Raw genomic sequence first — 17,705 nt, 5'->3', positions numbered from 1 at the left:
CTGGAACTCTCTGATTTTTCTCTGGATATGTTGCTGTCATTGGGTGAAACATACGTTCATAAAAATTTATTGGCGTTAGGATCACTCAGAAGATTTAAAGGCGTTTATTTTAATAGTTTCATGTCCTCTCACCAAAATTAACTGACCTTCTGCTTATTTTAATGTCAATACAGTAGTCTGTGAATTTGAATGTTAGCTATCACTAAGGGACGCTGCTCATGTTTCGCCAGGAAGCGATCGAGAATCAGAAAATGAAATGGCGTGGCAGGGCGCTCCTGCTACCCGGTATTCCCGTTTGGGGCACGACAGGGCTCTGCCTGTTTTTCTTCATCGCTTTTCTCACCTTCGCGATCGCCGGTACTTATACCCGGCGGGTCAACGTGACCGGCGAGATCAGCACTTATCCGCGCGCCGCCAACGTTTATTCCGCCGTCCAGGGGATAGTGGTCAAGCAATTCGTCACCGAAGGGCAGGTGATTGCCGCTGGTGCCCCCATTTACCAGATCGACGTCAGCAAGAGTACCCGTAGCGGTGTGATCAGCGACAACCAGCGCCGGGATATCGATGGCCAGCTGGCACGCATTGCGCAAATCATCAACCGACTGGAAAGCAGCAAGCAGGCCACGCTTATCATGCTGGAACAACAGAAGGCGCAATACACCGCCGCATTCACCCGTTCCACCGATATCCTCAAACGCGCCCAGGAAGGGATTCGCATCATGAAGGAAAACATGGAGAACTACCGGCACTATCAGACCAAAGGGCTGATCAATAAGGATCAGCTCACCAACCAGGTGGCGCTGTATTACCAGCAGCAGAACAACCTGCTGGGCCTGTCCGGCCAGAACGAACAGAATGCGCTGCAGATCACCGCGCTGGAAAGCCAGATCCATATCCAGGCTGCCGAATTCGACAACCAGATTTACCAGATGGAGCTGCAGCGCTACGAGCTGCAAAAGGAGCGGCAAAACATAGATGCCACTGGCGATATTATCGTTCGCGCGCTGGCCGGCGGCCGTATCGATTCGCTGAGCGTCACGGTTGGCCAAATGGTCAACGTCGGCGACAGTCTGCTGCAGATTATCCCGCAAAACATCGATCGCTATGCCCTGGTACTGTGGGTGCCCAACGACGCTATCCCCTACATCGTCGCCGGCGATAAGGTCAATGTGCGCTATGACGCTTTTCCGGCGGAGAAATTTGGCCAGTTTGCCGGTACGGTGGCCGTCATCTCCAAAGCCCCGGCCTCGCCGCAGGAAATGCTGACCTATCAGGGAGCGCCCAAAGCGGCGCTGACCGCCGCCGTGCCGTACTACAAGGTGATCGTCATGCCGGAGAAACAGGCCATTGCCTATGACGGTAAACGTCTGAGCCTGGAAAACGGCATGAAAGCGCAAAGCACCCTGTTTCTGGAAAAAAGGAAGATTTATCAATGGATGCTGTCGCCGTTCTACGACATGAAACACAGCGCGACGGGGCCAGTCAATGAGTAGGACCTCATTCAAACAACGGGTCAGCCAACTGGATCTGCGGTTGCGCCACCGGGTTTCGATGGTGCACCAGACCGAGTCGTCGGAATGCGGGCTGGCCTGTCTGGCGATGATCTGCGGTTATTACGGCAAAAATATCGACATGATCGCGCTGCGCCGGCAGTTCAACCTGTCAACCCGCGGTGCAACGCTGGTTGGACTGACCGGTATCGCCGAGCAATTGGGGTTGAGTACCCGTCCCCTGTCGCTGGATCTGGACGAACTCGGCGCGCTAAAACTGCCCTGCATTTTGCACTGGGAATTCAACCATTTTGTGGTGCTGGTCAGCGTCAAAGGCCACCGCGCAGTGCTGCATGATCCGGCGCGCGGGCGCCGGGCCGTCAGCCTGACGGAACTGTCGCACAGTTTCACCGGCGTAGCGCTTGAGGCCTGGCCCGGCAGCGAATTCACCGCCGACAGCGTCCGCCATCGCATTCATCTTCGCACGCTGATCGGCAGCGTGCATGGCCTCAAGGGGGCGCTCGGCAAAATTTTTTGCCTGTCTCTGGTATTCGAAACCATCAACCTGGTGATGCCCATCGGCACGCAGCTGGTGATGGATCATGCTATTCCTGCCGGAGATCGCGGGTTACTGTCGCTCATCTGCGCCGGATTGATGCTGTTTATCTTGTTGCGGGCCGCCATCGGCATGGTGCGGGCATGGTCAGGATTGGTCATGGCGACGCTTATCAACGTTCAGTGGCAGTCCGGGTTGTTCACCCATCTGCTGCGCCTGCCGCTCGGTTACTTTGAACGTCGTAAGCTGGGGGACATTCAGTCACGCTTCGGTTCACTGGATACGCTGCGCAGCACTTTCACCACCAGCATCGTCGGCGCCATCATGGACGGCATCATGGTGATCGGTGTGCTGGTGATGATGGCGCTGTATGGCGGCTGGCTGACCTGGGTAGTGCTCACTTTCACTGCGCTTTATGTGTTGATGCGACTGCTGACCTACGGCTATTACCGTCAGCTGTCCGAGGAGGCGCTGGTGAGAGAGGCTCGGGCCGGCTCGTATTTTATGGAAACGCTGTACGGTATCGCTACCGTCAAGATGCAGGGCATGGCAGAACGCCGCATCGCTCACTGGCTAAACCTTGAAATCGACACCATCAACACGGGGATCCGCGTCACCCGAATGGACATGCTGTTTGGCGGGATCAACACCTTTATAGCGGCGTGTGACCAGATCGTCATTCTGTGGTTGGGAACTAGCCTGGTGATCGATAACCAGATGACCCTCGGTATGTTCGTGGCGTTCGGCGCCTTTCGGGGGCAGTTCTCCGACCGCATCGGGTCGCTGACGGAATTTTTGCTTCAGCTGCGCATGATGAGCCTGCATAACGAGCGCATTGCCGATATTGCCCTGCATCCGCGGGAGGAGCGTAAACCCGATCACCCTTACACGGCGGGCCTGCAACCTTTGGGATTGACGACCCATGCCCTGAGCTATCGTTACGACAGCCAGTCACCGGCTATCTTTGATGGCCTGGACATCAGTATTGCGCCGGGCGAAAGCGTGGCTATCGTGGGCTCGTCCGGTGCCGGCAAGACCACGCTGATGAAGGTGTTGTGCGGACTGTTTACCCCGGCTGCAGGGCGGGTTGAGGTGAACGGCGTCGATATCCGGCAGCTCGGCATCAACAACTACCACAAAATGATTGCCTGCGTGATGCAGGACGACAAACTGTTCTCCGGCTCAATCCGCGAAAATATTTGCGGGTTCGCGGACAAGATGGATGATGCCTGGATGGAAGCCTGTGCCCGTGCCAGCTATCTGCATGAGGTGATCATGCGCATGCCGATGGGGTATGAAACCCCGATCGGCGAGTTGGGGGAAGGGTTGTCCGGCGGGCAAAAACAACGGCTATTCATAGCCCGGGCAATCTACAAGAAACCGGCTATTTTGTTCCTGGATGAGGCCACCAGTGCGCTGGATAAGGAGAGCGAAGCTGCCGTGAATCAGGCAATTAAGAGACTCAATATCACTAAGCTGATCATTGCCCACCGTGAAACGACCATTGCGTCGGCAGATCGGGTTATACATCTTGGATAAGGGGGGATATCACCCGCGCCACAAGCCATTTACATTGCTTTTCTCCCTAAAAACCCAATAAGTGGCGATGGGGCAAGGCTATTTTTACTGCTCGCTTCCGCTTTCAATTTACGGCGCGGCGCATTGCGCGATATTCTGGTTTTCTGATGGGCTAACGGCGGATGAGGGAACCATGACAGACAGCCAGGCATTTGAACAACAAAGCCTCGATAATCTGCTGAGCTATTGGCGGCGCCACCGCCGCCTGCCGGGCGCGCGTTATCCGGCCGGCCCGACCGACACCCTGTGCGACGTGCCGGGCGTCAGCGTCGGGCATCACACGCTGGCCGACGGCGAATGTCAGACCGGCGTCACCGCCATCGTGCCGCCGGGCGATCTGTTCAACCAGCCGCTGCCGTGCGGCAGCGCGGTGCTCAACGGCTTCGCCAAGCCGCTTGGGCTGGTGCAGCTGAACGAACTGGGGGTGCTGCAAACGCCGATCCTGCTGAGCAACACCTTCGCGGTCGGCACGCTGTTCAACGCCATGGTGCGGCGCAGCTGCCGGCGCTACCCGCAGATCGGCCGCGGCAGCGCCACCATCAACCCGCTGGTGCTGGAGTGCAACGACGGCTACCTCAACGATATTCAGGCGATGGCGGTGCGTGAGGAACACGTCTTCAGCGCGCTGGATAACCATTCCACCCGCTTTGCGCGCGGCAGCGTCGGCGCCGGGCGCGGCATGAGCAGTTTCGGCTTGAAAGGGGGCATCGGCACCGCCTCGCGCTATTGCCCGGGGCTCGGCACCACGCTCGGCGTGCTGGTGTTGGCCAACTTCGGCACTCTCGACTCGCTGACGCTGAGCGGCGTGCGCGTCGGCCAGGCGCTGGGTAAGCTGTTGGCGGATCCGCCGCCGCAGGTGGATGCCGGTTCGGTCATCATCATCATCGCCTGCGATCGGGCGTTGGACAGCCGCCAGCTGAACCGCATCGCCCGCCGCGCGGGCGCGGGCCTGGGGCGGGTGGGCAGCCATTGGGGGCACGGCTCCGGCGACATCGCGCTGGCGTTCTCCACTCGGTTACTGGGGGCGACGCTGCCGGACGAACGGCTGGAGCCGCTGTTCGCGGCGGCGGCGGACGCCACCGAATACGCGGTGCTGGATGCGTTGCTCAGCGCCGAAGGCGTCAGCGGCTTCGAGCAGCATGCGCGCGTGGCGCTGGGCCCGCTGCTCGATCGGCTGGCGGCAAATTAAATACAGGAGCCTGATGTGAAAGTCTTTATCTCTGCGGATATCGAGGGGATCGCCGGCGTGATGCGGCCGGAGCAGTGCAACCCGGCCCACGCCGACTATGCGGCGGCGCGCGAGCTGATGGAGCAGGAGGTCAACGCCGCCATCGACGGCGCTTTTGCCGGCGGCGCCACCGAGGTGACGGTGGCCGACAGCCACGCGATGATGCAGAACCTGCGCGCCGAACGCATCGATGCGCGGGCGCGCCTGGTGCAGGGCAAACCGCGTGGGTTGTCGATGGTGGAAGGGCTGCAGCATCAACGTTACGACGGCCTGATGTTTATCGGTTATCACAGCGCCGCCGGCGAACGCGGCGTGCTGGCGCATACCATCAACGGCCGGGCCTTTTATCGCGTTAGCCTGAACGGCGAGGTGGTAGGCGAAAGCGATCTGTATGCGGCGGCGGCGGCCGAGTTAAACGTGCCGCTGTGGCTGGTGAGCGGTGACGACGAGCTGCAACGTTGGATTGCTGAACGTTATCCGCAATCCGGCTATGTTTGCGTAAAACGCGCCCTCTCGCAAACCGCCGCCGAATCGCTCAGCCCACAGCGGGCACGCGCCGAGATCCGCGAGCGCGCGATGCAACAGGTGCGCCAGGGCGCCAGACTGCCGGTGGAGCGCCGTTTTATGCCGCCTTACCGGCTGACGCTGATGGCGGCCAAACCGGTGCTGGCGGATCTGTTCAGCCTGGTGCCCGGCGTGGAGCGCCAGGATGCGCTCACCGTGGCCTTCGACAGCGACAACATGGCGGCGCCAATCCGCCTGCTCAGCGTCTTCTCCTATCTGGCGACGACGCAGAGCTGACCCCCGGTGCGGGTTCCCGCCCGCACCGCACGATTCTCCAATAGAAAATCCCTCTTCAACATTAAGCCTACTGGATAATAGGCTACGCTAATTATTGCTCTGTTGTGCTATGTCACCTGACCGGCGCGGCAAGCCATTCCCATAATTAGCGCTGTTTCGCCGAAGGCAGTGACGCCTTCGGTTTTTTTGGAGTCATGAGCAATGAGCATATCCCAAGTTCCGCTTTCGCGGCGGCGGTTTATCGTCGGCGCCGGGGCGTTGGTGATCGGCGCCTATCTGCCGTCCACCGGCGCGCTGGCGCGCTCGAACGCCCCGGCCGCCGCCGGCGCGACGGCGTTTGACGCCAACGCCTTCGTCCAGATCGGCGCCGACGGCATCGTCACCGTCATCAGTAAACACACCGAAGTGGGCCAGGGGGTCTATACCGGCATGGCGACGCTGGTCGCCGAAGAGCTCGACGCCGACTGGGCGCAGGTGCGGGTCGTGGCCGCGCCGGTGGACACCGCCGTCTACAAGAACCTGGCGTTCGGATTCCAGGGCACCGGCGGTTCCAGCTCGGTGGCCAACGCCTATGAACAGATGCGGCGCATGGGCGCCATGGCGCGCGCGCTGCTGGTGCAGGCCGCCGCGCAGAGCTGGAAAACCTCCGCGCAGGAAATCACCGTGCAGGCGGGCAAGATCCGCCATGCCGCCAGCGGGCGCGAAGCGGGTTTCGGCGAGTTCGCCGAGTTGGCCGCCACGCTGCCGCCGCCCGATCCCGCCAGCCTGGCGCTGAAGGATCCGGCCAATTTCACCCTGATCGGCAAAACGCGCGGTCTGCACCGCGTCGATTCACTGGCGAAAACCAACGGCAGCGCGCAGTTCTCGCAGGATATCCACGAGCCGGACATGCTGACCGTCACCCTCAAGAAACCGCCGCGCTTCGGCGGCAAGGTGGCGACGTTTGACGCCGAACGTGCGTTGGCGGTGCCGGGCGTGGTGGCGGTGAAACAGGTTGCCACCGGCGTGGCGGTTTACGCCAAAAACACCTGGGCGGCGATCCAGGGGCGGGATCGGCTTAGGGTCACCTGGGACGATGCGCAGGCGGAGCGACGCAACACCGAGGAAATCTACGCCGAATTCCGCCAGGTGGCGCAGAAAACCGGCGTAGTGGCGAAGAGTCTCGGTAAGCCGGACGAGGTGTTCGACAAGGCCGATAAGGTGATCGAGGCCGAATACACCTTCCCCTACGTCGCTCACGCGCCGATGGAGCCGCTGGACGGCTATCTGTTCTGGGACGGCGAAAGCGTCAAGGCGCGCTACGGCTGCCAAATCCAGACGCTCGACCACAAGCAGCTGTGCGATCTGTTCGAGCTGCCGCCGGAGAAGGTGCAGATTGAAACCATTCTGGCGGGCGGCAGCTTCGGCCGGCGTATCGATCTGGGCAACCCGACGCTGGGGCCGGATCTGGCGGCCGACATGGCGGCGGCCGCCAAGGGCATCGGCCCCGGCCACGGCGTGAAGGTGGTATGGACGCGCGAGGACGACATCCGCAACGGGTGGTATCGCCCGATGATCCTGCATCGCCTGCGCGGCGCCATTCGCGGCGGCAAGGTGGTGGGCTGGACCGATACCGTAGTCGGCCACTCCTGGACGCGCCACAGCGCGATGGATGCGCTGGTGGTCAACGGCCTCGATCAGATGATGGTCGAGGGCGCCAGCGAGGTGCCTTATACCTTCGAAGCCTTCCGCTGCGATGCACATATCGTGCCCGGCAAGGTGCCGACCACCTCGCTGCGGTCGGTCGCCAGCACCCACACCGGCCACGCGGTGGAGAGCTTTATCGATCAGCTGTTGCAGGAAACCGGCCAGGATCCGGTCGAAGGGCGGCTGGCGCTGATGGGCGATGCGCCGCGTGCGGCGGGCGTGCTGCGCGCGGTAGCGAAAGCCGCTGACTGGCAGGGTGCCAAGGTGGTGGACGGACGCGCGCGCGGCGTGGGCGTCGCCAAGGCGTTCGACACCTATGTGGCGCAGGTGGCCGAGGTGTCGATCGGCGAAGGCGGCATCCCGAAAGTGCATAAAGTGTGGTGCGCGGTGGACTGCGGCGTGGCGGTGAACCCCGACGTGATCCGCGCGCAGATCGAGGGCGGTATCGGCTACGGCCTGAACCTGGCGCTGTACGGCAATATCACGCTGAAAGACGGCGTGGTCGAACAGTCCAACTTCAATAATTTCCGCCCGCTGCGCATCAATGAGATGCCGGAGGTTGAGGTGATCATCGTGCCCTCGACCGAGAAACCGACCGGCGTGGGCGAACTGGGGGTGCCGACCATCGCTCCGGCGGTCGGCAACGCGCTGGCGCTGCTCGGGCGGCCGCGCGCCTCGCTGAGCCTACCGCTGCATAATCCCACTGCGAATCCGGCGTCTGACAAGGAGAGAACCTGATGATTCATTTAACCGTAAACGAGCAGCCGCTGACCTTCGAGGGCGATCCGCACATGCCGCTGCTGTGGTTTTTGCGTGACGAAGCCGGCCTGACCGGCACCAAGTTCGGCTGCGGCATCGCCATGTGCGGCGCTTGCACCGTGCATTTGGACGGCGTGCCGGTGCGTTCGTGCATGACGCCGGTCTCCGCCGCCGCCGGCAAGAAAATCACCACCATCGAAGCCGTCGGCGCCACGCCGGAAGGCAAGGCGGTGCAGGAAGCCTGGCTTGATCTGGACGTGGTGCAGTGCGGCTACTGCCAGTCCGGCCAGATCATGAGCGCCAGCGCGCTGCTGGCGCAAAGCAAGAACCCGAGCGATGCGGACATTGACGCGGCGATGGGCGGCAACGTCTGCCGCTGCGCCACCTATGTGCGCATTCGCGCCGCCATCCACCAGGCCGCCAAGGCGTTGGGTTAGGGAGAGACGTGATGAGCAACGCCTTGAAAGGGCTGTTATGGCTGATTATCGCCGTGGTGGTGTTGGCGGGAGGATACGCGCTGTATACCCTGCTGCGGCCTGCCGGCGCGGAGCCTGCGGCGCCGATCGCCGGGGCGCCGGCCGGCATGACCGATAAACTGGCGCGCGGCGAGTACCTGGCGCGCGCCGCCGACTGTGTGGCGTGCCATACCGCGCCGGGCGGCGCGCCTTATGCGGGCGGCTTCGCCTTTAAACTGCCGTTCGGCACCATTTACGGCACCAACATCACCGCCGACAAGGAAACCGGCATCGGCAACTGGAGCGACGATCAGTTCGTGCGCGCGGTGCGTGAGGGCATCGGCCCGCAGGGCAACCTGTACCCGGCGATGCCGTACACCTCGTACACCGGGCTGAGCCGCGACGACGTGCTGGCGATCAAGGATTATCTGTTCAGCCTGCCGCCGGTGAAACAGGCCAACCCGCAAAACGATCTGTCGTTCCCGTTCAACCAGCGTTGGGGCATGAAATTCTGGAACCTGGCGTTCTTCCAGGAGCAGCGCTTCGCGCCGGATCTCAACAAGGACGAGCAGTGGAACCGCGGCGCCTATCTGGCGACGGCGCTCGGCCACTGCGGCGAGTGCCATACGCCGCGCAATCTGGGGTTCGGTCTTAACCAGAGCAAGCACCTGAGCGGTGAAGTGGTGCAGGGCTGGTTCGCCGCCAACATCACGCCGGACAAACAGACCGGCATCGGCGGCTGGAGCGACCAGCAGCTGTCGCAATATCTGGCCACCGGTCATGCGCCGGGGCGCAGCAGCGCCGGCGGCCCGATGGCGGAAGCGGTGGAAAACAGCCTGCAGTTCCTGACGCCGGAAGATAATCTGGCGCTGGTGAAATACCTGCGCGATATCGAGCCGATCGCCGGCGACGGCGCCGCAGCGGTGAACTTGCAGCCGAAGGGCGCGGGGGCTTCCACGCCGATCCTGCCGGGCGGGCAAGACAGCTCGCTCGGGCGCCGGGTGTTCGCCAACGACTGCAGCGGCTGCCACCAGTGGAACGGGCCGGGCCGCCAGAGCGAGTATGCGTCGCTGGTCGGCAGCACGGCGGTGAACGATCCGCAGGGGCGCAGCGTGGTGCAGGCCATCCTGAAGGGGACGAGCATCAGCGTCGGCGAGCGGCATGAGATGATGCCGGCGTTCGGCAACGCGTATTCCGACGAGGAAGTGGCGGCGGTCGCCAACTTTGTGGTTGGCCATTTCGGCGACAAGCAGGGCAAGGTCACCGCCAAACAGGTGGCGGAGCAGCGCAAGCAGTAAAGAAAGCGGCGAGGGAGATTCTCCCTCGCCGCGGCGTCAGCGGCTGCGGCGTGACATCACCCGTTTGTCTTTCGGTCTATCCTGCCAGTCCTCAACCTGATTATTGAAGTTGTCCGCCAGCAGGTAGGCCGGGGTTTTCGCCAGCCAGTCGGACAACGAAATATCCTGATAAATGCCGTTGTCCATCACGATCAATACCTTCAAATCCTCATCGCCGATGTTCTCGATGTAATGGCCGAAGCCCTGCGGCACGTAACCGACGTCCGAAGGGGCGTACTCTTCCGTCTGCGCGTGGCCGTGCGAACTGAACACCGTCATGCGGCCTTTGCCGGCAATATAGTATTGCCATTCGTTGGCATTGGGGTGCCAGTGCAATTCCCGGATTGCGCCGGGTTTCACGATCTCGATGATGCCGGTCATGGTGGTGGAAATGGGAAATTCTTTCGACGACACCAAATGGACGCTGCCGGCGTCATTTTCAAAGAACGGCTTTTGCTTCATTAATTCATAGCGGTGGGTCAGCGGGGCGTTATTTAATCCGCCGTCGCTTTTCGGCAATGGCAATGTGGGCGGAACGGCGCCGCCGACAATATAAGCCTCGCCCTGTTTGGCCTTGGAAAATACCGCCGCCGGCATGTCGACGCTTTTTTCCAATACTTCTTTCGGCATATGCGCCACCCAATCGGTAATGCTGAAGGTGCCGAATTCGGAGAAGTGGCCGTTATCAAACGCCAGAATAAAATGCGCGCCGTCCGCCAGCGCCTGAATGGAATGGCCATAGCCTTTCGGGAAATACCAGACGTCGCCGGGGCCGAAGTCCGCCACCTCACATTTTCCCTCGGGATCGAGGATGGTGATGCGCGCATGGCCTTCCAGCATAAACGCCCATTCGGCGGCGATGGCGTGCCAGTGCAGTTCGCGCACGCCGCCCGGCTCCAGCGTCATGTCGACGCCCGCCACGCCTTCGGAGATCGGGAATTGCTCGACGGTGGCTTCGCGCGCCCAGCCGTTGGGCAGGCTGCGCTTTTTGCTGTCGGTGAATTTGTATTTATAGAGATGCTGCGCATCGGCAGGCGGCTGATAGCTGCTGGGGGGCACGATATTGCGATGGTCGTCGGCAGCGGCATTTTTGGCGATGCCGCCGATCATGCCGGCGGCGGCCGCGCTGACGGCGGAGACTTTCAATATATCACGACGTGATAGCATAGCGTTTTCTCCAATATAAAACCGTGCGCCTGCAGCAGCAGGCGACAGGGAAGGCGCGATCGCCATTGAAATGATTTTTTGTCATCGGCGGGAATAGGCTGTGACCCTTAAATCCTAGCGGCTGGAATGTATTGCGTAGGCGCTTATTTGTTTGCGTTTGTTACTAAGTGAGAGCGGGTTTAATTAATTAACCGGAAGTTGAATAGTCATGGATTGGAATTAATTTTCACCGCTCACAGGCTTAAATAAATAATAAACGAACGTCATTTTTTATTGGCCGTTCGGGCTTTTTATGACTGCCCCACGGTCTCCAGCACCAGCTGACGAAAGCGCTCGACGATCGGCGAGGCCGGGCTGCGGCGCAGCGCCAGGTAAAGCGGGGCGCTGAGCTGCGCTTCTGCGGCGAGAGTGCGGTAGACGATGCCGTCGCCGCCCAGCCGCCGCATGGAACCGGGCACGATTGACACCCCTAATCCGGCGCCGACCAGGCTGAGGGTGGCCGGCAGGCGCGGCGCTTCCTGCACGATGCGCGGGCTGAAGCCGGCGCGGTGGCAGGCGGCCAGGATAGCGTCGTACAGCCCCTGGCCGGCCGGGCGGCGATAGAGAATAAACGCCTCGTGGGCCAGTTCGGCCAACGGCAGCGGTTGCTGCGTTTCTTGCGCCAGCCGGTGGCCCAGCGGCAGGGCGACGATCATCGGCTCGCTGAGCACTGGCTCGACGCTCAGGCCGGGAATGCCGTTGGCCGGCGAGCGCACGAAGGCGGCGTCGAGGCGCTGTTCCAGCAACGCCTCCATCAGTTCGCCGCTGCCGGCTTCTTCCAGTTGAGTGGTGATGCCCGGCAGGATGTCGCGGTAGCGGCGCAGCAGGTTGGGCACGAACGGGTGCAGCGCGGCGGAACTGGTGAAACCGATGGCGATGTGGCCCTGCTCGCCGCGGGCGGCGCGCTGCACCGCTTCGCGCAGGCGTTCGGCGCGCGCCAGCAGGGCGCGGGCTTCTTCGAACAGCACGCCGCCCGCTTCGGTGACGCGCACGCCGCGCGGCAATCGCTGTAACAACTTCACGCCCAATTCGTCTTCCAACCCCTGCAACAGGCGGGTCAGCGGCGGCTGCTGGATAAACAGCCGCTCGGCGGCGCGGGTGATGTTGCCTTCTTCCACCACGGTGACGAACGCCCGCAGGCGACGCAGTTCAATCATTGCCATACCTCAAAGGTATCTTTCTTTGTTCCGGAATGCATTAGACATCATGGCACGGCGGCGCGCATGATACCAGACATCAAAACAAGCGATGTGGAACGGCAATGTCATGTCAGATATCAATACGTTAAAACCGCACCCGGCGGCAGCGCCGGGCAACGCGGCGCTGTTTTTGGGCTTTCTGTGGCTGGGGCTGATCGGCTTCGGCGGCGTGCTGCCGATGGCGCGCAGCATGTTGGTGGAACGCCGGCGCTGGCTGAACGCGGAACAGTTCACCGAGCTGCTCGGCCTGTGCCAGTTTTTGCCCGGCGGCAATGTGATCAACCTGTCGGTGGCGGTGGGGATGGAATTTCGCGGGCTGCGCGGCGCGCTGTGCGCCTTGCTGGGCCTCATCAGCGCGCCGACGGCGATCGTGGTGGGGCTGGGCGTGGTGTACGCCCGCTTCCAAAACGATCCCCATGTGCAGCATGTGTTCGCCGGGCTGGCCGCCGCCGCCGCCGGGCTGCTGCTCTCGACCGGGATCAAGATGCTGCTGCCGCTGCGCGGCAAATGGCCGGCGCTGGCGATCGTCGCGCTGGCGCTGATCGCCATTGCCTGGCTGCGCCTGCCGCTGTTGCCGACCATGCTGGTGCTGGCGCCGCTGAGCATTCTGCTGATGTGGCGGTGGCCGTCATGAGCGGGGTGTTGATGGCGTTGGCGCTGATCTTCACCGAGCTCTCTTTATTGGCGTTCGGCGGTGGCATGACCATTCTGCCGGAGATGCAGCGGCAGGTGGTAGAGGTGCATCAGTGGATGAGCGCCCAGGAGTTCAGCGCGCTGTTCGCCATGGCGCAGGCCGCGCCGGGGCCGAACATGATGATCGTGCCGCTGGTCGGTTGGCACGTGGCCGGCTGGGCGGGGCTGCTGGTTTCTTCGATCGCCAAGTTCGGGCCGTCTTCCATCGTTACGCTATTGGTGATGGGCGCCTGGCGGCGCTTTAAGGATCGTCCGTGGCGCCGCATCGTGCAGGCCGGGCTGGTGCCGCTGACCGTGGGGCTGGTGGTGGCCAGCGGCCTTTTGATCGCCGAGGCTTCCGCGCCCAATTGGCGGCTGGCGGCGATCGTGGCGCTGGCGACGGGATTGAGCATGAGCAAGCGCCTCCATCCGCTGTGGGTGCTGGCGGGCGGCGCGTTGCTCGGCCTGCTGTTTGCCTGAAGGATTAGCGCGGGATCAGCACAAAGCGTGAAGGGCCGTTGCGGTCGATCAGCTCATAGCGCTTCGGCGCGGTCAGGGCCAGAAACGCCACCATGCTCCCTTCAGCGTCGGTCAGCGTCATGCCGTCCGGCGTCGGCCGCCAGGCGACTGGCAGCGCGTGCAGCGCCAGCGGCTGCAGGCACTCGGCGGAGGCGCTGAAGCGGAAAGCGTTGGTGTTGGCTACCGTTTCGTCGCTCAGCTGCACCTCGCAGACGGCTTTACCGTCGCCGATGGCGGCGAGCTGCCAGTCGCCCTTCAGCGCGGCGGGTTCCAGCAACGGCAGTGAACTGCCCAGGGCACTGCTGCACAATACGCTCATAACGACTCCTGTCAGGCTGGCGCGGCGCAAGGCGCGCATAAGGAAATGGGTTGGCATCGGGTCACTCCTTTCGGCTGTCCGTTCACACCTTAGCACGTTCCCGGCGGGATGATGAGGCAAGGATTAGGTTTTTTAATCCTCGATTATTCTGATCTAACCGTCGCTAAAAGGCGCGAAAAGACGAGTGATTAACCTGTTATTGCGCTTATTTTTCTCATTAATATAGTGAGAATACAAATTGTTATGGTTATCTCCTTCTTAACGCCCGGCGCGGTGAAGCCAGGCTGGGCGGGCTCGCGCCGCCGGAGTGAGTCACTATACTGGTCAATCCTAAGCCTCGGCTTAGATAAGAACGACTGATGAATAGTCTTACAAATCGAGTGGATTCCTAGTGTGTAAAAGGAGAATGCAATGAGCAGTCGCCACAACGACATTTTGCAAGATGACGATGAGTTCACCAGCCTGGCCGCCACATCCCCCAACGATCATAACTATCAGTTTTACTATCACCAGCCCGGCAGCTCCTATGACGGATTGGGCTACGGCGCGCTGTTCACGCTGGACAACGCTAACCTGTACAGCAACCAGCGCGGCGGGGCGGCGATTAATAATTTGGGTAAAATCCGCGATAACTTCAGCTTCGATCGCGCCGCCGATCAGTTGACGCGGCCGGGCCTGACGCACAACGGCGACCAGGTGTATCATCAGCCGGTCGCGCTGACCTATTCCTTCCTGACGCAAAGCGCGCTGAACCGCATCGGCCAGACCGGTGACGGCGACAAGGGGCTGCAGCCGTTGACCCAGGCGGCGCAGGCTCAGGCGCTGAAATCGATGCAGGCGTGGGCCGACGTGGCGAACGTAACCTTCACCGAGGCGGCGTCCACCGATATCAACCACCGCGCGGACATCACCTTCGCTTACTTCACCCAGCGCGCCGACGGCAGCACCGCCGCCGGCAGCGGCCCGAATGCCATCAACGCTTACGCCTATTACCCGCCGAGTTCCAAATCGGGCAGCGATAACGCCTTTGCGGGCACGGTGTGGTTCAACAAAAATTTCGCCACCCATAAGGCGCCGGTTAGCGGCGACTTCAGCAGCCAGACCTTCACCCACGAACTGGGACACGCCCTGGGGCTGGCGCATCCGGGATCTTATGACGCATCGTTAGGCAACCCGAGTTATCAGAATGACGCGGCTTATTATCAGGATTCGCTGCAATACTCGATCATGAGCTATTTCAACGCCGGTTACACCGGCGCCGACACCAAAGGGGTGTATGGCTATGGGCCGATGGTGGATGACATCGCCGCGATCCAGAAGCTGTACGGCGCCAACATGAACACCCGCACCGGCGACACGGTGTACGGCTTCAACTCCAACACCGGCCGTGATTTCCTGACCGCCACGGCGGACAACGGCAAACCGGTCAACTTCGCGGTGTGGGACGCCGGCGGCAACGACACGCTGGACTTCTCCGGCTACAGCCAGCAGCAGATGATCAACCTGAACGACGGCGCGTTCTCCAGCGTCGGCGGCGGCACGCAGAACGTCGCCATCGCGCGCGGGGCGATCATCGAGAACGCCATCGGCGGCAGCGGGCGCGATCTGCTCATCGGCAACGATCAGGACAACCTGCTGGCGGGCAACGCCGGTTCCGACATCCTGTACGGCGGGCGGGGGGCGGACCATCTGTGGGGCGGCAAAGACGCCAACAACTTCACCGACTATTTCGTCTATCTCAACGCCAAAGAGTCGACGGTGGCGGCGTTCGACGTGATTGAAGACTTTGAGCACGGCATCGACAAGATCGATCTCTCCGGCCTGCGCTTCAACAATAGCCTGAGCGAGCTGCGCTTTATCGACAGCGGCAGCGCCTTCAGCGGCCAGAAAGGCGAGATCCAGCTCAACTTCGACGCCTTCAACGGCACCACCGATCTGTTGATGAACACCCAGAGCAACAGCTATGCCGCCGACTTCAAGATCCACGTGGTCGGGCAGGTGGAGCAGAGCGATATTTTGTTTGCCTGAGGTGAGGAAGGGGAAGAGAAAAGGGCCGACCGGCCCTTTTTTTACGACTGGGCCGCCGCGGCGCTTTCCGCCACGAAAGAGCCGGTTTTCACCGCGCCGGCGCGGCGGTAGTGAGCCACAATGACGCCGCCGGGCGAGACCACCGAGTGGGTCAGCGTGAAGGCCGCCGGCGCCGCGTTGTCATCGAACAGCCGCTTGCCGCCGCCGAGCAGCACCGGGTAGGTGAGCAAGCGCAGTTCATCCACCAGATCGTTGGCCAGCAGCTGTTGCATCAGCGTGCTGCTGCCCTGCACCAGCAGCACCGGCCCCTGGGTGCGCTTCAGCTCGCGCAGCCGGGCGAGGATGTCTTGCCCCAGCCACTGGCTGTTCTCCCACGTCAGCGTCTCGCCGTGGTGGGTGGCGACGTACTTGGCCGCCTGATTGAACACGCGGGCGATGTCGGCGGAAAACGGGTCGGCCTCGTCGGTGATATGCGGCCAGTAGCCGGCGAAGATATCGTAGGTGCGCCGCCCGAGCAGCAGATCGAAAGGCGCAGAGAAAAGTTCGCCCATCGTTTCCGCGACGGCGTCATCCCAGTAGGGGGCGGTCCAACCGCCGAAGCGAAAGCCGCCGCTGCGGTCTTCGTCCTGCCCGCCGGGCGCCTGCATCACGCCGTCGAGGCTGACGAACGCGCTGGCAATAATCTGTCGCATGGCTGTCTCCTGCAATTGAGTGCCAGCTGAAAGTTTAGCCGCCGCGCGCCGGCTGCGCCAACCGGCCGCTCAGGGTTGCAGCGCCTTGAGCAACGCCTGATGGAAGCGCGCCGGCTCCTCCATTTGCGGCGCATGGCCCAGCCCGGCGAATTCGATCAGCGTGGCGTGCGGGATCAGTTTCGCCGCCTGCTTGCCCAGCACCGCGTAGTGCCCGATCTTGGCCTTGACCGCCGGCGGGGCGATATCGCTGCCGATGGCGGTGGTGTCGGCGGTGCCGATCATCAGCGTGGTGGGCGTTTGCAGATCCTTGAACTCGTAATACACCGGCTGGGTGAAGATCATGTCGTAGATCAGCGCCGAGTTCCACGCCACCAGGCGGTGGCCCGGCCCGTTGTTCAGCCCGGCCAGCATATCCACCCAGCGATCGTACTCCGGCTTCCAGCGGCCGCCGTAGTAGGTGCGCTGCTCATAGTTGCGGATGCCCTCGGCGGTGGTGTTCAGCTCGCGCTCGAACCACCGATCGACGCTGCGCCACGGTACGCCTTTCGCCTTCCAGTCCTCGAGGCCGATCGGGTTGATCATCACCAGCCGTTCCACCGCCTGCGGATACATCAGGCTGTAGCGCGTGGCCAGCATGCCGCCGGTGGAGTGGCCGATGACGATGGCCTTGCTGATGTTCAGATTCTGCAGCAGGCCGTGGGTATTTTGCGCCAGCTGTTGGAAGCTGTACTGGTAATGCGCCGGCTTGGTGGAGGAGCAAAAACCGATTTGATCGGGCGCGATGACGCGGTAACCGGCCTTGCTCAGCGCCTTGATGGTGTCCTGCCAGGTGGCGGCGCAGAAGTTTTTACCGTGCAGCAGCAGCGCGGTGCGGCCGTTGGCGGCGCCTTCCGGCGGCACGTCCATATAGCCCATTTTTAACGGCTGCCCCTGCGAGGTGAAGCTGAATTGTTGCAACGGGTAGGGGTAGTGAAAGCCCTGCAGCTCCGGGCCGAATTTCGGCGTTTCGGCAGCGCCGGCGGTGAACGCGGCCAACGTGGCGCACAGCAGCGCGCGGCGGGTTAATCTCAGCATCCTGATCTCCTGAAAAGGGCGATAGCCGAGTATAGCCACAATCGGCGCGCTGGCGCGCCAGTGGTTTCAGATAATTCTGTAATATTACGGTTTGATTCCCGGCAAG

At 62.1% G+C, this 17,705-nt stretch carries 15 protein-coding genes; 10 read left to right on the top strand and 5 right to left on the bottom strand.

Translation table 11 applies throughout. The features are described from left to right. The first annotated feature begins 218 nt into the window (after positions 1-218). The 7 genes from ACUTQY_RS16360 to ACUTQY_RS16330 all read left to right on the top strand — a co-directional run bounded on the left by ACUTQY_RS16360 (position 219) and on the right by ACUTQY_RS16330 (position 9,851). The gene (locus ACUTQY_RS16360) at positions 219-1,493 is read left to right on the top strand and encodes an HlyD family secretion protein (protein WP_033642998.1); all 1,275 of its coding nucleotides are present in this window, start codon (positions 219-221) and stop codon (positions 1,491-1,493) included. Further along, entirely contained in the window at positions 1,486-3,585 is a 2,100-nt protein-coding gene (locus ACUTQY_RS16355) for a peptidase domain-containing ABC transporter (RefSeq protein WP_103682008.1), read from the top strand. The genes ACUTQY_RS16360 and ACUTQY_RS16355 overlap by 8 nt, the downstream gene beginning before the upstream one ends. A gap of 172 nt (positions 3,586-3,757) precedes the next feature. Then, positions 3,758-4,813: a P1 family peptidase gene (locus ACUTQY_RS16350; RefSeq protein WP_033650461.1), complete on the top strand. Its 1,056-nt coding sequence runs from the start codon at positions 3,758-3,760 to the stop codon at positions 4,811-4,813. Between the two features lie 15 nt (positions 4,814-4,828). Next, a complete protein-coding gene (locus ACUTQY_RS16345; RefSeq protein ID WP_046687001.1) occupies positions 4,829-5,653 on the top strand; it encodes a M55 family metallopeptidase in 825 nt (274 codons plus the stop codon). 201 nt (positions 5,654-5,854) lie between these two features. Continuing rightward, a complete protein-coding gene (locus tag ACUTQY_RS16340; RefSeq protein ID WP_046687002.1) occupies positions 5,855-8,077 on the top strand; it encodes a xanthine dehydrogenase family protein molybdopterin-binding subunit in 2,223 nt (740 codons plus the stop codon). Beyond that, positions 8,077-8,535: a (2Fe-2S)-binding protein gene (locus ACUTQY_RS16335; protein WP_046687003.1), complete on the top strand. Its 459-nt coding sequence runs from the start codon at positions 8,077-8,079 to the stop codon at positions 8,533-8,535. Before ACUTQY_RS16340 ends, ACUTQY_RS16335 begins: the two co-directional genes overlap by 1 nt. A gap of 11 nt (positions 8,536-8,546) precedes the next feature. Then, entirely contained in the window at positions 8,547-9,851 is a 1,305-nt protein-coding gene (locus ACUTQY_RS16330; RefSeq protein WP_047026158.1) for a c-type cytochrome, read from the top strand. A gap of 36 nt (positions 9,852-9,887) precedes the next feature. Here the strand turns inward: ACUTQY_RS16330 and ACUTQY_RS16325 are convergent, their stop codons facing one another. Together ACUTQY_RS16325 and ACUTQY_RS16320 are read right to left on the bottom strand one after the other, a co-directional pair. Beyond that, positions 9,888-11,057, bottom strand: a complete 1,170-nt coding sequence (locus ACUTQY_RS16325) for a cupin domain-containing protein (RefSeq protein WP_042784444.1) — start codon at positions 11,055-11,057, stop codon at positions 9,888-9,890. Positions 11,058-11,347: 290 nt separating this feature from the next. Next, positions 11,348-12,259: a LysR family transcriptional regulator gene (locus tag ACUTQY_RS16320; protein ID WP_033643004.1), complete on the bottom strand. Its 912-nt coding sequence runs from the start codon at positions 12,257-12,259 to the stop codon at positions 11,348-11,350. Between the two features lie 103 nt (positions 12,260-12,362). Here ACUTQY_RS16320 and ACUTQY_RS16315 point away from each other — a divergent pair, with 103 nt between their 5' ends. After that, entirely contained in the window at positions 12,363-12,929 is a 567-nt protein-coding gene (locus ACUTQY_RS16315) for a chromate transporter (protein ID WP_042785697.1), read from the top strand. Next, the gene (locus ACUTQY_RS16310) at positions 12,926-13,447 is read left to right on the top strand and encodes a chromate transporter (RefSeq protein WP_046688471.1); all 522 of its coding nucleotides are present in this window, start codon (positions 12,926-12,928) and stop codon (positions 13,445-13,447) included. Before ACUTQY_RS16315 ends, ACUTQY_RS16310 begins: the two co-directional genes overlap by 4 nt. A gap of 4 nt (positions 13,448-13,451) precedes the next feature. On the opposite strand, the gene ACUTQY_RS16305 is transcribed toward ACUTQY_RS16310, so the two are convergent. Beyond that, positions 13,452-13,805, bottom strand: a complete 354-nt coding sequence (locus tag ACUTQY_RS16305) for a protease inhibitor Inh/omp19 family protein (RefSeq protein WP_033650455.1) — start codon at positions 13,803-13,805, stop codon at positions 13,452-13,454. 411 nt (positions 13,806-14,216) lie between these two features. Here ACUTQY_RS16305 and ACUTQY_RS16300 point away from each other — a divergent pair, with 411 nt between their 5' ends. Continuing rightward, positions 14,217-15,833, top strand: a complete 1,617-nt coding sequence (locus ACUTQY_RS16300) for a serralysin family metalloprotease (RefSeq protein ID WP_060660743.1) — start codon at positions 14,217-14,219, stop codon at positions 15,831-15,833. 41 nt (positions 15,834-15,874) lie between these two features. Here ACUTQY_RS16300 and ACUTQY_RS16295 read toward each other — a convergent pair whose 3' ends face one another. Both ACUTQY_RS16295 and ACUTQY_RS16290 read right to left on the bottom strand, forming a co-directional pair. Further along, entirely contained in the window at positions 15,875-16,525 is a 651-nt protein-coding gene (locus ACUTQY_RS16295) for a dihydrofolate reductase family protein (protein WP_046687006.1), read from the bottom strand. Between the two features lie 69 nt (positions 16,526-16,594). Next, positions 16,595-17,599, bottom strand: a complete 1,005-nt coding sequence (locus ACUTQY_RS16290) for an alpha/beta fold hydrolase (protein WP_033643009.1) — start codon at positions 17,597-17,599, stop codon at positions 16,595-16,597. Between the last annotated feature and the right edge of the window lie 106 nt (positions 17,600-17,705).

The sequence above is a fragment of the Serratia sp. TSA_130.1 genome (assembly GCF_052691795.1).
This window is presented reverse-complemented; position numbering and strand designations above follow the sequence as displayed.

Bases quoted from the DNA above. Each gene is read 5' to 3' on its own strand.
- ACUTQY_RS16310 (WP_046688471.1), top strand. From the start codon at position 12,926: ATGAGCGGGGTGTTGATGGCGTTGGCGCTGATCTTCACCGAGCTCTCT.
- ACUTQY_RS16350 (WP_033650461.1), top strand. From the start codon at position 3,758: ATGACAGACAGCCAGGCATTTGAACAACAAAGCCTCGATAATCTGCTG.
- ACUTQY_RS16290 (WP_033643009.1), bottom strand. From the start codon at position 17,599: ATGCTGAGATTAACCCGCCGCGCGCTGCTGTGCGCCACGTTGGCCGCG.
- ACUTQY_RS16305 (WP_033650455.1), bottom strand. From the start codon at position 13,805: ATGAGCGTATTGTGCAGCAGTGCCCTGGGCAGTTCACTGCCGTTGCTG.
- ACUTQY_RS16330 (WP_047026158.1), top strand. From the start codon at position 8,547: ATGAGCAACGCCTTGAAAGGGCTGTTATGGCTGATTATCGCCGTGGTG.
- ACUTQY_RS16320 (WP_033643004.1), bottom strand. From the start codon at position 12,259: ATGGCAATGATTGAACTGCGTCGCCTGCGGGCGTTCGTCACCGTGGTG.
- ACUTQY_RS16360 (WP_033642998.1), top strand. From the start codon at position 219: ATGTTTCGCCAGGAAGCGATCGAGAATCAGAAAATGAAATGGCGTGGC.
- ACUTQY_RS16300 (WP_060660743.1), top strand. From the start codon at position 14,217: ATGAGCAGTCGCCACAACGACATTTTGCAAGATGACGATGAGTTCACC.
- ACUTQY_RS16325 (WP_042784444.1), bottom strand. From the start codon at position 11,057: ATGCTATCACGTCGTGATATATTGAAAGTCTCCGCCGTCAGCGCGGCC.
- ACUTQY_RS16355 (WP_103682008.1), top strand. From the start codon at position 1,486: ATGAGTAGGACCTCATTCAAACAACGGGTCAGCCAACTGGATCTGCGG.
- ACUTQY_RS16315 (WP_042785697.1), top strand. From the start codon at position 12,363: ATGTCAGATATCAATACGTTAAAACCGCACCCGGCGGCAGCGCCGGGC.
- ACUTQY_RS16295 (WP_046687006.1), bottom strand. From the start codon at position 16,525: ATGCGACAGATTATTGCCAGCGCGTTCGTCAGCCTCGACGGCGTGATG.
- ACUTQY_RS16335 (WP_046687003.1), top strand. From the start codon at position 8,077: ATGATTCATTTAACCGTAAACGAGCAGCCGCTGACCTTCGAGGGCGAT.
- ACUTQY_RS16340 (WP_046687002.1), top strand. From the start codon at position 5,855: ATGAGCATATCCCAAGTTCCGCTTTCGCGGCGGCGGTTTATCGTCGGC.